Genomic DNA, 14,893 nt, shown 5'->3' on the forward strand with positions numbered 1-14,893 from the left:
GTGCAACCTGATGTCCAGGACATCAGGAAGCGAAGGGAGACAACATGGCGGCCATGAAGCCGCGGACAGGCGACGGTCCGCTGGAGGTCACCAAGGAGGGCCGCGGCATCGTCATGCGCGTCCCGCTCGAGGGTGGTGGGCGGCTTGTCGTCGAGATGACCAAGGACGAGGCCAACGAGCTCAGCGAGGCGTTGAAGACGGCCACTGGCTGAGTCTTCCTGCAATCGGCTCTGCTTTCAAAACTGGGGTGGCCCTGGGTGGTCGCTCCCATCGGTGTGCGCAGAAATTGGAGGGTCCCCTTGCTGGACATCAGGTTCGCCACAGCCCGCAGTGCCTCCGGCGCGGTCGCTGTCGTCGTCCCGTCCGGCTCCCCCTCTGCCGCTCTGGACCTGCTCAAGCTCGGTCCGGCCGACCTCGACGAGTGCGCGACGTTCCTGGAGGACGTCGAGCACTCGGGGTCGGCCGGCTCCGTGCACATCTTGCCCCGGCCCGGGCGCAAGCCGTCGCGGCTGCTGTTCGTGGGCATCGGCGACGGTGACGAGTCCGGTTGGCGGGCCGCGGGCGCCGCACTGGCCCGCAAGGCCCGTGCCGAGACGTCGCTTCGGGTTCTGGTACCGCAGGACACACCCCCCGAAGCCGTCCGCGGCCTGGCCGAGGGCCTTTGGCTGGCCTCCTACCGCTTCCGCCTCGCCGACGACGCCGAGCCCGACCCGCTGCGCCGGGTCACGGTGGCGCTCCCGGGCGGCGGCGCGCCGACCGACTCCCTCGAGCGGGCGCTCGACCAGGCCCGCGCCGTCGTGACCGCCACCGTGCTGGCCCGCGACCTGACCAACATGCCCAGCGATCGCAAGACGCCGGCCTGGTTCGCCCGTCAGGTGGTCAAGGCCGCCGCCGGCGTGCCCGGCCTGACGGTCGAGGTGCGCGAGCCGGCGTACCTGGCCGCACAGGGCTTCAACGCGATCCTCGCGGTCGGGCGGGGTGCGACCACCGAGCGCGGCCCGCGGCTGGTCGAGCTGTCGTGGCGCCCGCGCGGCGCCAAGCGGCACGTGGTGCTGGTCGGCAAGGGCATCACGTTCGACACCGGCGGCATCTGCATCAAACCGCTGAGCGGCATGAAGCTCATGCGCAAGGACATGGGCGGGGCGGCGGCCGTGATCGGCGCGACCCTGGCCGCGGCCGCGATGCGCCTGCCGGTGCGGGTCACCGCGCTCACCCCGCTGGCCGAGAACGCCCTCAGCGGCGACTCGATGCGCCCGGGCGACGTCGTCACCCACTACGGCGGGCTCACCTCGGAGATCCTCAACACCGACGCCGAGGGCCGGCTGGTGCTCGGCGACGCGATGGCCTATGCCGTGCGCCGGCTGCGCCCCGACGTCATGATCGACCTGGCCACCCTGACCGGCGCACAGGGTGTGGCGCTGGGCAAGCAGACGGCCGCGATGTACAGCCACAGCGACGCCCTCGCGGGCGCCCTGGCCGCCGCGGCCGCCGCCTCGGGCGAGTCGGTGTGGCGCATGCCGCTGAGCGAGGACTACGCCGCCGAGCTCGGCGGCGACCTGACCGACCTGGTCAACTCGACCGACATCGGGGCCGGTTCGCTGCTCGCCGCGCTCTACCTGCGCGAGTTCACCGGCTCGGTGCGCGACAGCTGGGCGCACTTCGACATGTCCTCGCCGGCCTGGTCGGACGCGAACGACGGCGAGCTGACCAAGGGCGCCACCGGCTGGGGCGTGCGCACGCTGACCAGATGGCTGGAGGCCACCGCCGCGTGAGCGGCGATGGCCTCCGTCGGTTGTCGCGCAGTTTTTACAGGATCGTCCACGTGTCGCCGCTGTTGAGCAGCGCGGCGAGCTCCTCGTCCGGCGTGCCCTTCGCCTTGGCCTTGGCCGCGCTGAGCTGCTCGCGGACGATGTCGTCGTAGGCCGGCCGCGCGTGCGCGCGGAACACGCCGATCGGGGTGTTGCGCAGGTCCAGCCCCGGCAGCCGGGACAGGGCGAACGCGTACGCCGGCTCGGCGACCGTCTGGTCGTGCACCACGATCTCGTCCTCGCTCACCGACGCGGTCGGCACGACGGACAGGCCGAAGCCGCCGGGCGGGTGCGTGACCGCCCACTCGCCGTCCTTGCCGAACGTGATCGGCCGGCCGTGCTCCAGCCGGATCAGGAAGTCGTCGCGGGTCGCCGGCTCCTTGAGCACGTCGAAGGCGCCGTCGTTGAAGATGTTGCAGTTCTGGTAGATCTCGACGAACGCGGAGCCCCGGTGCTCGGCGGCCGCCCGCAGGACCGACTGCAGGTGCTTGCGGTCGGAGTCCACGGTGCGGGCGACGAAGCTCGCCTCCGCGCCGAGGGCCAGCGAGATCGGGTTGAACGGCGAGTCGGCCGAGCCGGCCGGCGTCGACTTGGTGATCTTGCCGATCTCCGACGTCGGCGAGTACTGCCCCTTGGTCAGGCCGTAGATCTTGTTGTTGAACAGCAGGATCTTCAGGTTGACGTTGCGGCGCAGGGCGTGGATCAGGTGGTTGCCGCCGATCGACAGCGCGTCGCCGTCGCCGGTCACGACCCAGACGGACAGGTCGGGACGGGACACCGACAGGCCGGACGCGATCGCCGGCGCGCGGCCGTGGATCGAGTGCATGCCGTAGGTGTTCATGTAGTACGGGAACCGCGACGAGCAGCCGATGCCGGAGACGAACACGATCCGCTCACGCGGGATATTGAGCTCCGGCATGAAGGACTGGACCGCGGCCAGGATCGCGTAGTCCCCGCAGCCGGGGCACCAGCGCACCTCCTGGTCGGACTTGAAGTCCTTGGTCGTGAGCTTCAGCTGCTCAGGCATTCTTCACCACTTCCTCGAGCACACCCTCCAGCTCGGCCGCGGTGAACGGCAGGCCGCGGACCTGGTTGTAGGCGATGGCGTCGACCAGGTAACGCGACCGGATGACCCCGGCGAGCTGGCCGAGATTCATCTCCGGGATGACGACCTTGTCGTAGGACTTGAGCACCTCGCCCAGGTTCTTCGGCATGGGCGAGAGGTGGCGCAGGTGCGCCTGCGCGACCGCCAGGCCCCGCTGGCGCAGCGCGCGGGCGGCGGCGCCGATCGGGCCGTACGTCGAGCCCCACCCCAGCACCAGGACGCGCGCGGTGCCGTCCGGGTCCTCGACCTCGATGTCGGGCACGTCGATGCCCTCGATGCGGGCGGCCCGGGTGCGGACCATGAAGTCGTGGTTGGCCGGGTCGTAGGAGATGTCGCCGGTCTTGTCGGCCTTCTCCAGGCCACCGATGCGGTGCTCCAGCCCCGGGGTGCCCGGCACGGCCCAGGGCCGCGCCAGCGTCTCGGGGTCGCGCAGATACGGCAGGAAGGTCTTGCCGTCCTCGCTGTTGGGCTCGGTGGCGAACTGCACGCGCAGGTCGGGCAGGTCGGCGACCTCGGGCAGCCGCCACGGCTCGGAGCCGTTGGCGATGTAGCCGTCGGAGAGCAAGATCACCGGGGTCCGGTAGGTCAGCGCGATGCGGGCCGCCTCCAGCGCGGTGGTGAAGCAGTCCGCGGGCGAGCGCGGGGCGAGCACCGCGACCGGGGCCTCGCCGTGCCGGCCGAACAGCGCCATGTTGAGGTCGGCCTGCTCGGTCTTGGTCGGCAGGCCGGTCGACGGGCCGGCCCGCTGCACGTCGATGATCAGCAGCGGCAGCTCCAGCGCGACGGCGAGCGAGATCGTCTCGCTCTTGAGCGCGACGCCGGGGCCCGACGTGGTGGTCACGCCGAGCGCGCCGCCGTAGGAGGCGCCCAGGGCCACGCCGACCGCCGCGATCTCGTCCTCGGCCTGCACGGTGGTGACGCCGAACTTCTTGTGCTTGCTCAGCTCGTGCAGGATGTCGGAGGCCGGGGTGATCGGATACGCACCCAGGAAGACGGGCAGCTGGGAGCGCACGCCGGCGGCCACGATGCCCAGGGCCAGGGCCGCGTTGCCGGTGATGTTGCGGTAGTTGCCGGCCACCATGCGGGCCGGCTTGACCTCGTAGCGGACCGCGAAGTTCTCGGTCGTCTCGCCGAAGTTCCAGCCGGCCTTGAACGCGGCGATGTTCGCGGCGACGAGCTCCGGGCGGGAGGCGAACTTGCGCTCCAGGAAGGACAGCGTGGACTCGTGGGGGCGGGAGTACATCCACGAGAGCAGGCCGAGCGCGAACATGTTCTTGGCCCGCTCGGCGTCCTTCTTGGAGATCTCGAAGGACGCCAGGGCCTTGACCGTCATCGAGGTCAGGCCGACCGGCGCGACGTTCCAGCCGTCGAGCGAGCCGTCCTCGAGGGGGCTGGTGGAGTACCCCACCTTGGCCAGGTTGCGGCTCGTGAACTCGTCAGTGTTGACGATGATCGAGGCACCCTTGGGCAGGTCGGCCAGGTTGGCCTTGAGCGCCGCCGGGTTCATGGCGACGAGCACGTTGGGCGCGTCACCCGGCGTGAGGATGTCGAAGTCGGCGAAGTGCACCTGGAAGCTCGACACCCCGGGCAGGGTGCCGGCAGGGGCGCGAATCTCGGCCGGGAAGTTGGGCAGGGTCGATATGTCGTTTCCGAGCTGAGCGGTCTCGGATGTGAAGCGGTCACCCGTGAGCTGCATGCCGTCGCCGGAATCGCCTGCGAACCTGATGACCACCCGATCCAGCTGGCGGACCTGCTTGGTCACGTGAGCTGACCTCCTATGGCGGCGGGCTTGAAGTCCTACACCCCTGAGGGTACGTCGGCACGGACGACATGCCTGCGGCGCATATCCCTTCCGTGGCGGCGATGCTGCGACTTTCGTCATTGCGCGGCGCAGGCCGTTGTGCGTCGTACACAAATGGTGACGATTCAGTCGTCGTGCCGATCGTCCGCCTTGCGATCTTCGTCACCGTTGCCGTCCAGGCGGACGGGCTCGCGGAAGCCCGAGCCGGCGACCGGACCGCTGGGCAGCCGGGGCAGGTTCAGGGCGCGCGGGATCGGCGAGCGGGTCAGGGCCACGGCCGGCGGCAGGTCCCCGGCCCGCGGGGCGGGCACGAGCACCACGTCCTCGACCTCGTCGGCGGGCAGCGCCTCCTCGTCGTGCCGGCCGCGGCGGCGCAGCGAGAAGAACACCAGCGCGCCGACGAGGAGGACCAGGCCGGCGATGCCCCCGATGTACGGCAGGCTGGAGATCTGGCCGCCGTCGCCGGACTGCCTGTGCAGGCCCAGGTCGCCGAGGCTCGGCTGCGGCGGGGGCGAGGCCGGCGCCGAGGTGGGCAACGGCGCATCCGCCCCGGTCAGCGCCGGTGCGGTGATCTTGAAGTCGTAGCGGGTCTCGACGGTGTCCTGCCCGGGCGGCGTCAGGTACGCGTGCACGGTCCCGATCAGCGGCAGCTCGGCCCGCGCGGCGGCGCTCACGACGAGCCCGAACACGGCCGAGACCTCCTTGCCGGGGGCGATGTCGCCGAGCTCGCAGCGGTCCCGGTCGGCGGCGATGCGCCGGTGCGAGCGGCAGGCCGAGGGGAACGTGACGAGGTGCACGCCCGGCGGGGTGACCACCTCGACCGCACCGGCCGCCTTGCTCGCGCCCGTGTTGCGCAGCCGGACCCCCAACTGGCTCGTCTCGTCCCGCGGCGAGGCCGCGGCCGGCAGCGCCGAGGCCTGCGTCTCCAGTTCGATGCCCGGGGTGGGCGGGGTGGTGAACGCGAAGGCGATCGGCGCCGTGCGCTGCATCGGCCCGATCGCCGCGGTGACCAGGCCGGTCGTGATCGTCTTCCAGGCGCCCTGCTCGACGTTGACCTTCACCACGATCTGGCCCAGGTCCTGCTCACCGAGCGTGCAGGCGAAGCTGAGCGAGCCGTTGGCCACGGTGCAACCGCCGGTGCCGTACGCCCCGGTCGCCTGCGATCCGGCGGGGAACGCGTAGTAGCCGGCGATGTGCTCCCGCCCGACGTTCTCGCCGGTGTTCTTGATCGAGATGACCAGCTCCGCCGAGCCGTCGCCCTGCCAGTACCCGTCGCCGAGCGACACCGTGCTCACGGTCATCTTGAACCGGTGCACGGGCGGCGGGGCCTGGGTCGTGGTCGGGGGCGGCGGAGGAGCCTGGGTGGTGGTCGGGGGCGGCGGCGGGGCCTCGGTCGTCGGCCCCTGCGTCGGCGCTTCCGTGGTGGTCGAGGTGTCCACGGGCGTCGGGCTGTTGGGGTCCTCGCCGCCGGACGGATCGGCGCGCGCGGCGCCGGCGAAGAGCACGGAGCCGACGGTGGCCAAGAGCACGAAGGAGCCGGCCCGCAGCCGCCACCTGCTTCGGCGGCCCGTGCGTGCTTCCATAAGGGGGTGTCCTTCTGATGAATCTGGTCTCAACGGCTAGCCGGACGTTGGCTTGGTTGCAGTCCGACAACGAGCTGAGGCTGATTATCTAGACAAATTCGGGTTTTCGGCATGTCGGAGATCGTGATGACGCGGGTACGGTGCGTGCCATGAGTGGATATCTGGGCGGATATGCGACGCTCGGGCTCCTTCTACTGCTCGGCGCTGGGGTTTTCGTCGCCGCGTTTACGGCCAACCGGCTGCTGGGACCGCGCCGATCGGCCGAGTGGGCGGACGCCACATCACCGAAGTACGAGACGTACGAGTGCGGCCTCGACCCGGTCGGCGGGGACTGGGCGCAGGCGCAGATCAGGTACTACGTGTACGCGTACCTGTACGCCCTGTTCGCAGTGGAGAGCGTGTTCCTCTTCCCATGGGCGGTCGTGTTCGACACGCCGGGTTACGGCGGGGCGACCGTCGTGGAGATGGCGATCTTCGTCGCCGTGCTGTTCCTGGGCATTCTGTACGCGTGGCGCAAGAACATCCTGCGCTGGACGTGACGGGCCGCAACCCGCGAATCCGGACAGTTCACGCAGGTCCGGATTCGCGGATGCGGCACGGCTCAGGCCAGACCTCGCCGGACGGCGGCCGGCTGGCGCTCCCCCCGGATGGCGGCGACGGTGTCGAGCACCCGGCGGGTGGCCCGCACCTGGTGAGCGCGGAAGACCCTCGCCCCCAGCCACGCCGAGACCGCCGTCGCGGCCAGCGTGCCCTCCAGCCGCTCCCCCACCGGCACGTCGAGGGTCTCGCCGATGAAGTCCTTGTTGGACAGCGCCACGAGGACCGGCCAGCCTGTGGCGACCATCTCGTCGAGGCGGTTGGTGATCGCGAGGGAGTGGCGGGTGTTCTTGCCGAAGTCGTGGGCGGGGTCGATCAGGATGCCGTCCCGGCGTACACCCAGGGCAATCGCTCGTTCGGCGAGGTCGGTGACGGTCCGTACAACATCGGTCACCGGGTCTTGAAATGCCGCCCGGTGCGGGCGGGTGCGGGGGGTCAGGCCCCCCGCGTGCGAGCAGACCAGACCGGCCCCCGTCTCGGCGGCCACCTCGGCCAGGCCCGGGTCAGCACCGGCCCACGTGTCGTTGATGAGATCGGCCCCGGCCGCGACGACCTCCCGGGCCACCTCCGCCCGCCAGGTGTCGATCGAGATCACCACCTCGGGGAACATCGATCTGATCTTCTCGATCGTGGGCAGGGTCCGGCGCAGTTCCTCGGCGGCGTCGACCGTCTCGCCCGGCCCGGCCTTGACCCCGCCGATGTCGATGATGTCCGCTCCCTCGGCGACGGCCACCTCGACCGCACGGAGGGCGGCGTCCTCGGCGAAGGTGGCACCCTTGTCGAAGAAGGAGTCCGGGGTCCGGTTGATGATGGCCATCACCGCGTACTCACCGTCGGCGAACCGCCGGGCGCCCAGACGAAACATTGCATGACCTCCGCGTTTCTTTCAGATGGGTGTGCCGGGCTCGCCCAGGCGTACTCAGCGTGCCACGATTCCCCCTATGGCTGAGTTCCTCCTGGTGTTGGTCGCCGCTGTGGTTGTCGGGGCCATCGGGTTCGGCGTGGCTCTGTTGATCATGGATAACGACCCGGGTATCGAAGGACATGAGCCCGACGGACGCTCCGTGCCGCTCCCATCATCGCGGCCGCTCGTCGAGGGCGACGTCAACCAGGTCCGGTTCGACACCGTCATCCGGGGCTACCGGATGAACCAGGTCGACGCCGCACTGCGCCGCGCCGGCTACGACATCGGCTACAAAGAGGAGCTGATCCAAGTCCTCGAGGCCGAGATCAAGGCACTGCGCGAGGGGCGCAAGGAAGACGCCGACGCGCTGCGCGACGCCCGCGAGGCGGCCGCCGCCGGCGCGTCGAGCACCGACCCCTTGACCTCCCCTGCGATCGACTCGCCTTCCGAGGCCGCCGCTTCGGAAGAGGCCGCCGCTTCGGAAGAGGACGAGAAGGTCGACATCGACCTCGACGAGAAGTCGTCCACGGACCCCGGCTGGGACGCCTCCGCCGACGACACGTGGGGCCGCCCATCGCCGGTGGTGAAGTGAGTTCTTCCGATTTCGCCGAGGCGGAACGGCCCGGACCCGGCGAGGTGACGGCCACGGTGATCGTGGCCGCGCCCGCCGAGCGGGTCTTCAGCGCGCTCACCGACTGGTCCCGCCAGGGCGAGTGGATCCCGTTCACCAAGGTCCGCGTGCTCTCCGGCGACGGCGGCGAGGGCAGCCAGATCGAGGCGGTCACCCAGGTGGGCCCGGCTTCGCTGCGCGACCTGATGCGCGTGGTCAAGGTGGACCCGCCGTTCGAGGTGCGCGTGGTGCACTACGGCAAGGTGCTGCGGGGCCCGGGTGTACTGCGCTGCACCCCGCTCGGCACCGATCGCACCCAGGTGGTGTGGCACGAGTGGTTCCACCTGCCGGCCGGGCCCGCCGGGAAGGTGGCCTGGCCGCTGCTCTGGCCGGGCTCGAAGGCCGGGCTGACGGGGGCGCTGCGGCGCTTCGCCCGCCTGGTGGAGTCGGGCCGGCTCGCCTGACGGCATTTTTGTCGTACCCCAGGAGTAACTTCCCTGGCATGAACGACGTGGTAGTAGGGCAAGACGGACTGGCCCGCTGCGGCTGGGGTGCCTCGAGCCCGGATTACCTGGAGTATCACGACACCGAGTGGGGCCGGCCGGTCCGCGACGACAACGGGCTCTACGAGCGCATGACGCTGGAGGCCTTCCAGTCCGGGCTGTCGTGGATCACCATCCTGCGCAAGCGCCCGTCCTTCCGGACCGCGTTCGCCGGCTTCGAGATCGAGAAGGTGGCCGCCTTCGGCGAGCCCGACGTGGACCGCCTGCTGGCCGACGCCGGCATCGTCCGCAACCGCGCCAAGATCGAGGCCGCCATCGCCAACGCGCGGGCGGCGGCCGAGCTGCCGGGCGGGATCGCGGCCCTGCTGTGGTCCTTCGCCCCGACCGGCCCGCGCCCGCGCCCGGCCGACTTCACCGCCGTGCCGGCCGTGACCTCCGAGTCCAAGGCCATGGCCAAGGAGCTGAAGCGCCGCGGCTTCCGCTTCGTGGGCCCGACGACGGCCTACGCCCTGATGCAGGCCACCGGCATGGTCAACGATCACGTGAGGGGGTGTTTCGTCGAGCTGTGACGGCCCTCGTGATGCAATGACGGCATGGCTAAGTGGGTGGTGGTGGTCTCCCGGGAGCAGTACGAGGCTGAGCGGATGTACGGCGCCGGCGGGATCTCGGTGCCGGGCACAGGCCTCGCGGCCGGAGACGAGGCCCTGCTCGTGACCAGCCCCTCCGACGAACCGGCCCGGGACGAGACCGCGCCGGGTGGCGAAGCCGGGCAGGAGCCGGCGGTCGTGTTCGGGCTCGCACGGGCCGACGCGGACGGGAAGCTGCACTACACGGTGAACCTCCTCGATGCGCCGCTCCCCGCCGGTGGGCTCGCCGGGCCGGTCGGCGCCCGGAGGGTGGACGAGGCCGCGTATCTGGCGGTCGCCGGCAAGGTCGAGCGGCCGGCCACGGGCAAGCGGACCTGGCTGGTGAGCGTGGACCTGCCGATCGAGGCCGCCTCGCCGGGTGAGGCGGTGCGGGCCTTCTGGAGCTTCGTGCGGGAGCTCGGGCCGGCGGAGCTGCCCGCGTTCGTGTGGCCGGCCGGCGACGAGCTGGCGATGCAGGCCTACGTGCTCGGCGCCGAGGCCAACCAGGACCCCGAAGAGGACTGACCTCGGACAAGGCCGACCGCCACCCCGTCCAGGCACGGTGCGCCCCTCACGCTTGGCGCGGCGCGACTGGCGGCCTCAGGGGGCCGCGCCGCGCGGCAGGCGACCGCGCCCCGCGGGGAGGGTTGACCTCGGACAAGGCCGACCGCCGCCGCCCCACCCCCAGTAGGCCGGCGCCACATCGCGCAGGCGGGGCAGGCTGCGGTCCGAGGCGTCCGCGGGCTCGACGCCGCGCCGGCCAGCCTCAGGAGCCGCGCCGAGGGGCAGCCGACCGAGCGCGCGGGCCAGGTCGAACCGCGCACGGCCCCGGCTCGATACAGCCGGCCTCGGAGTCAACGCCGCGCGGGAGGCGGCGCTGAGCGCCTCTGCCCGGACAGGTCGAGCCGCACAGGGGCTGGACCCGGCGCGGGCCGAGGTGGGTGGGCTACTCGACCGTGGAGAAGCGGATCGAGCCGGCCATCAGGTCCGGGTGCTCGATGGTCAGGGCCAGGGCCACCGACTCCTCGAGGCCGAGGGCGCCCCCGGCCGCGTACGCGGCGTCGAAGGACACGTCGCCCATTCTCGTGCGGAGGGCGGACTGGTGATCGGTCCAGTACGGGCCGAAGGGGCCCATGGCGCAGCGCAGGCGGATGCGGGCGGCCTGGGCGGCGCCGAACAGGCGGGCGGCCGTCTCCAGGTCGTCGGCCAGGGCGCAGCGGACGGCCACCGCGTTCAAGGTCTCGCAGACCCGTAGGTGGAAGCCGTGGGTCATGCGGGAGCGCAGGGCGACGATCAGGTGGTCATGCGCCGCGACCAGGTCGCCCCTGGCGAGGGCGACCATGCCCAGGAGCATGTCGACCGTGCGGCGGCCGCGCTCCACCGGGCGGCTGTTCTCCAGTGGGCGGGCGCTGGCCAGCAGGTCGGCGGCCTCGTCCAGGGCGCCCCGGCGCCACAGGAGCTGGGCCAGGGCGTACACAGCGAAGAGGGCCTCGCCGGAGACGTCCTGGAGGTCCGCCCACGCGATCACGTGGCGGCAGAGGCGCTCGGCCTCCTCGGTGCGGCCCATCTCCAGCAGCGGGGCGCCGCGGGCGGACAGGATGCGGGCGATCAGCCCTGGGTCGTCTGCCCTCCGCGCGGCCGACTCGGCGCGCTGCGAGAACCGTAGCTCCTCCACCGTCTCGCCGTCGGCGCCCGCGTGGAGGGAGTGCATGTGGTAGGCGGCCGCCAGCTCGGCGTCCGGGACGGGCTCGCCGGTGGCGCTGATGCGCTCGTAGAGCCGGAACAGCCACATGCGGCCCTCGCGGACCAGGCCGCGCTCGCGCCACCACTGGTCCAGGGCGCCGGCCAGGGCGAGGCCCTGCCGGGCGCTGCCGCGGGTGACGGTCCAGTTCAGGGCGGCGCGCAGCTCGTCGGCCAGGGGATCCAGCGCGTACAGCGACAGGGTGACCGGGCGGCCGTCGGCATCGAGGTACGCGTCGTGGGCGGTCTGCAGGCACCAGGCGACGTGGCGCTCGCGGGCCGACTCCTCCTCGCCGGCCTCGACCAGCAGGCGGGCGGCGTAGGCGCGGATCGGGTCGAGCATGCGGTAGGTGGCGTTGGTGGCGCCGGCCTCGGCCTGCAGCAGGGACTTGTCGACCAGGGTGGCGAGGGGGTCGAGCGGGTCGCCATCGTGCAGCCACTCGATCGCCGGCAGGTCGACCGGGCTGGCGAAGACCGACAGCCAGCGCAGAAGGCGGGCCGAGCGCGGGTCCAGGGTGCGGTACGACCAGCCCACCGCCGCCTGCATGGTCCGGTGCCGCAGGGAGGCCGACGGCACATCAGGTATGTCGGAGAAGTCCGAAATGCGGGAGAGGCCAGCGTCCAGGATGCCCAGCACGTCGCCGATGCGGTCGGCCAGCTGGGCCGCGGAGAGCAGGCGCAGGCGGGCGGCGGCCAGCTCCAGGGCGAGCGGCAGGCCTTCCAGCGCCGAGGCGACCCGGGTGAGGTGCCCGATGTCACCCGGCTCGACCGGCCGGCCACCCCGGGCCGCCGAGGCCCGGTCGACCAGCAGGGCCACCGCGTCGCTGAAGCCGCCACCGACGGCCGCCTCGACCGACAGCGGCGGGATGCGCCAGACCACCTCGCCGGCCAGGCCTAGCGGCTCCCGGCTGGTCGCGAGCACCACGACCTCGGGGCCGGCCGCCAGTAGCTGGGCGACGAGCCGCCGGGCCGCCGGCAGCTGCGCGTCGGAGGTGTCCAGGAGCACGAGGAGGCGACGGTCGCGCACGTGGTCGGCGATCGTCTGCACGACCGCGCGGCCCGGCTCGGGGCGCAGGCCCAGGGCGGCGGCCACGCTGACATCGACGAGGTCCCCGGTCGCCACGGCGCTCAGGTCGGCGAACCACACGCCGTCGCGGAAGCGCTCGACGATCTCGCCGGCCGCCTCGACCGCGACCCGGGTCTTGCCGGCCCCACCGGCGCCGACGACGGTGACCAGGCGGTGCCGGCCGATGAGGTCGCGCACGGCGGCCCGCTCGGCCGCCCGCCCGATGAACCGGGTGGTCTGCACGGGGAGGTTGTGCGCGGGCGCGTCGATGGTGCGCGGCCGCGGGAACTGCCGGTCGAGGCCGGGCGCGACCAGCTGGAAGATCCGCTCGAAGCCGTCGAAGCCGCGCAGCCGGTGCAGGCCGAGGTCGAGCAGGCAGGTGTCGGGGCCGAGCAGGAAGCCGCCGCGGGAGGACGACGGGCCGAGGCCGACCTGGGCGGCGGTGGCGGCCGAGCAGAGCACCTGACCGCCGTGCGCGGCGGCGGCGACCCGCGCGGCGCGGTGCACCTCGGGCGAGGTGTACTCCCCGCCGTACGGCTCGGCGAAGCCGGTGTGCAGGCCCATCCGCACCCTGGGGCGGGCCTCGGGGCTGGGCCACTCGTGCGCGGCGAGCGCGCGCTGGGCCTCGGCGCAGGCGGTGAGGGCGGCGGCCGCGTCAGCGAAGGCCACGAACAGCGAGTCACCCTCGGTGAACAGTTCCACACCATCCGCTCTGGACAGCGCGCGGCGAATCACCTCCCGGTGCTCGTGCAGCACCGGCCGGTATCCCGCACCGAGCATCTGGGCCAAGCGGGTCGAGCCCTCGATGTCAGTGAAGAGGAATGTCACCAGCCCGCTGGGCAGGTGCGTCCGCCCCGACACGTGAAACCTCCGCCTCCCTTTTCAGGCGTGCCCCATAATTCCCCACCCCGAGGGCGCACACATCGTAGAAACGGCCCCCAACGATAACCCTCAAGGTCGATCCCGGGCTCGGCACCCGGGGCGGTCCGTGCTGGTCAGCAACGATTCAGCAACGATGCGGGGGAAAAGTTCAAGTGGGTTTCGCGTGACGTAACGACAACACTCCGGTAGCGGATGTGGCACGACAGGCCACAACATCAAAGCCGATTTGCCAATGCGGCACGAAACCGACCGGTAACAATGTTCAGCAGCCGCAGGCCCCTCCGCAGCAGCCACCGGCGCCACCGGCCGGGGCTCCCCCGCCCGACGCGCCGCCGACGGCGATCGTGGACAGCAGCTTGACGGTGTCGTCGTGGCCGGCCGGACAGGCGGTCTTCACATTGGCTTCACGCATTGGGCGTTGCACTTCGAAGGTGTCGCCGCAGGCCCGGCAGCGGTACTCGTAGCGTGGCATCTTCACAGGTTATGCCACGGTGACACGCACCCGGGAATTGCGGAATACTCGACCCGTGGCAAGCGACGACGAGGCGGCCAAGGTCGACCAACCGACCACAGTGGACGCTGCGCCGGTGGCGGGGCCCGGTCCGGCGCCGCTGCGGCCCCCGGTGCCGGAGCCCGCGGGTGAGCGGTGGATCCCCGTGGACATGTATCCCCCGGATCCGTCCCAGGTCCCGGCCCAGCGCACCGCGCCGAAGCCGCCGCACCAGCCGAGACACGCGGCGCCGGAGGACGTGCTGGAGTCGCCCGGTGGCGGGCTGGCGCGGCGGGAGCGGCTGAGCCGGGCGATGGCCCGGCCCGGGACGCGGTTCCTGCTGCCCACCGTGCTCATCATCGGCCTGCTGGCCGCGGCCGGCTCGGTCGGCTTATGGGTGATCCCGGCGACGTCCTCGGCCCAGGCCGACCCCACCCGCTCCGCGGCGCCGCCCGAGGGCACCGCCGGGCTGCCGCCCGCGACCGGCGCCCCGGCCACCGGCGAGGCGCCGCAGCCGTCGGACCCGACGCCGTCCGGCTCGGGCAGCTACAGCCCGCCGGCCGGCACCCACCAGCGGCCCGCCGACATCTACGGCGGCTGGGCCGGCGCCCGCTCGGTCAAGCTGGGCATCCCGGTGGTGGCCCTGCAGGCCTACGGCTACGCCGAGGCGGTCACCGCCCGGACCATCCCGAAGTGTCACCTCACCTGGACCACGCTGGCCGGCATCGGCAAGGTCGAGTCCGACCACGGCCAGACCAACGGCTCGGTCCTGCAGGACGACGGCCGCTCGGTCCCGCCTATCGTCGGCCCGCCGCTGGACGGGCAGAACAACCGCCAGGCGGTCCCCGACACCGACCAGGGCGCCCTGGACAACGACCGGACCTGGGACCGGGCCGTCGGGCCGATGCAGTTCCTGCCGTCGACCTGGAAGCAGTTCGGCCTGGACGCCGACGGCGACGGGGTCAGCGACATCAACAACATCTACGACGCCGCGCTGACCGCGGCCGCGTACCTGTGCGCCGACGGGCGCGACCTGGCCACCCTGGAGGGGTGGAACGCGGCGATCCACGCCTACAACGTCCCCGAGCAGTACCGCGCGGCCGTCTTCAACGCCACCAACGACTACGGCCGGCGCGATCACCAGAACTGACGATCAATGCCACGCTCTGCGCCCTGGT

The 14,893-nt window shown here is 72.1% G+C and carries 14 protein-coding genes; 8 read left to right on the forward strand and 6 right to left on the reverse strand.

Annotated elements, in window-relative coordinates; genetic code table 11:
- Nucleotides 1–44 precede the first annotated feature (44 nt).
- Together AB0M46_RS03175 and AB0M46_RS03180 are read left to right on the forward strand one after the other, a co-directional pair.
- On the forward strand, nt 45–212 hold the full coding sequence (locus AB0M46_RS03175) for a DUF3117 domain-containing protein (protein ID WP_081971220.1): 168 nt from the start codon (nt 45–47) through the stop codon (nt 210–212).
- 87 nt (nt 213–299) lie between these two features.
- Nucleotides 300–1,772 (forward strand): leucyl aminopeptidase family protein, encoded by a 1,473-nt coding sequence (locus tag AB0M46_RS03180; RefSeq protein ID WP_363332591.1) that lies wholly within the window; start codon nt 300–302, stop codon nt 1,770–1,772.
- 34 nt (nt 1,773–1,806) lie between these two features.
- Here the strand turns inward: AB0M46_RS03180 and AB0M46_RS03185 are convergent, their stop codons facing one another.
- From AB0M46_RS03185 to AB0M46_RS03195, 3 genes are all read right to left on the reverse strand, one after another.
- The gene (locus AB0M46_RS03185) at nt 1,807–2,835 is read right to left on the reverse strand and encodes a 2-oxoacid:ferredoxin oxidoreductase subunit beta (protein WP_363332592.1); all 1,029 of its coding nucleotides are present in this window, start codon (nt 2,833–2,835) and stop codon (nt 1,807–1,809) included.
- A complete protein-coding gene (locus tag AB0M46_RS03190; protein WP_363332593.1) occupies nt 2,828–4,675 on the reverse strand; it encodes a 2-oxoacid:acceptor oxidoreductase subunit alpha in 1,848 nt (615 codons plus the stop codon). The genes AB0M46_RS03185 and AB0M46_RS03190 overlap by 8 nt, the downstream gene beginning before the upstream one ends.
- Nucleotides 4,676–4,839: 164 nt before the next feature.
- Nucleotides 4,840–6,297 carry a hypothetical protein gene (locus tag AB0M46_RS03195; RefSeq protein WP_363332594.1) on the reverse strand — a complete coding sequence of 486 codons (1,458 nt, stop codon included), beginning with the start codon at nt 6,295–6,297 and terminating at the stop codon, nt 4,840–4,842.
- Nucleotides 6,298–6,446: 149 nt separating this feature from the next.
- On the opposite strand from AB0M46_RS03195, the gene AB0M46_RS03200 reads away from it, so the two are divergent.
- Nucleotides 6,447–6,836 carry an NADH-quinone oxidoreductase subunit A gene (locus AB0M46_RS03200; protein ID WP_363332595.1) on the forward strand — a complete coding sequence of 130 codons (390 nt, stop codon included), beginning with the start codon at nt 6,447–6,449 and terminating at the stop codon, nt 6,834–6,836.
- A 62-nt stretch (nt 6,837–6,898) separates the two neighbouring features.
- Here the strand turns inward: AB0M46_RS03200 and folP are convergent, their stop codons facing one another.
- Nucleotides 6,899–7,759: a dihydropteroate synthase gene (folP, locus tag AB0M46_RS03205; protein WP_363332596.1), complete on the reverse strand. Its 861-nt coding sequence runs from the start codon at nt 7,757–7,759 to the stop codon at nt 6,899–6,901.
- Nucleotides 7,760–7,835: 76 nt separating this feature from the next.
- On the opposite strand from folP, the gene AB0M46_RS03210 reads away from it, so the two are divergent.
- From AB0M46_RS03210 to AB0M46_RS03225, 4 genes are read left to right on the forward strand one after another with little or no spacing between them, the layout of a single operon-like run.
- Nucleotides 7,836–8,390, forward strand: coding sequence for a DivIVA domain-containing protein (locus AB0M46_RS03210; RefSeq protein WP_363332597.1), 555 nt, complete (start codon nt 7,836–7,838; stop codon nt 8,388–8,390).
- Nucleotides 8,387–8,872: an SRPBCC family protein gene (locus tag AB0M46_RS03215; RefSeq protein ID WP_363332599.1), complete on the forward strand. Its 486-nt coding sequence runs from the start codon at nt 8,387–8,389 to the stop codon at nt 8,870–8,872. Before AB0M46_RS03210 ends, AB0M46_RS03215 begins: the two co-directional genes overlap by 4 nt.
- Nucleotides 8,873–8,910: 38 nt before the next feature.
- Entirely contained in the window at nt 8,911–9,480 is a 570-nt protein-coding gene (locus tag AB0M46_RS03220) for a DNA-3-methyladenine glycosylase I (protein ID WP_363332600.1), read from the forward strand.
- A 24-nt stretch (nt 9,481–9,504) separates the two neighbouring features.
- On the forward strand, nt 9,505–10,062 hold the full coding sequence (locus tag AB0M46_RS03225) for a hypothetical protein (RefSeq protein WP_363332601.1): 558 nt from the start codon (nt 9,505–9,507) through the stop codon (nt 10,060–10,062).
- A 421-nt stretch (nt 10,063–10,483) separates the two neighbouring features.
- Here the strand turns inward: AB0M46_RS03225 and AB0M46_RS03230 are convergent, their stop codons facing one another.
- Both AB0M46_RS03230 and AB0M46_RS03235 read right to left on the reverse strand, forming a co-directional pair.
- Entirely contained in the window at nt 10,484–13,204 is a 2,721-nt protein-coding gene (locus tag AB0M46_RS03230) for an adenylate/guanylate cyclase domain-containing protein (protein WP_363332602.1), read from the reverse strand.
- Nucleotides 13,205–13,487: 283 nt separating this feature from the next.
- Nucleotides 13,488–13,697 carry a zinc ribbon domain-containing protein gene (locus tag AB0M46_RS03235; RefSeq protein WP_363332603.1) on the reverse strand — a complete coding sequence of 70 codons (210 nt, stop codon included), beginning with the start codon at nt 13,695–13,697 and terminating at the stop codon, nt 13,488–13,490.
- Nucleotides 13,698–13,752: 55 nt separating this feature from the next.
- On the opposite strand from AB0M46_RS03235, the gene AB0M46_RS03240 reads away from it, so the two are divergent.
- Nucleotides 13,753–14,865, forward strand: coding sequence for a lytic murein transglycosylase (locus AB0M46_RS03240; RefSeq protein WP_363332605.1), 1,113 nt, complete (start codon nt 13,753–13,755; stop codon nt 14,863–14,865).
- Nucleotides 14,866–14,893 lie beyond the last annotated feature (28 nt).

It is taken from the genome of Dactylosporangium sp. NPDC051485, from assembly GCF_040682015.1.
Lineage (GTDB): Bacteria > Actinomycetota > Actinomycetes > Mycobacteriales > Micromonosporaceae > Dactylosporangium.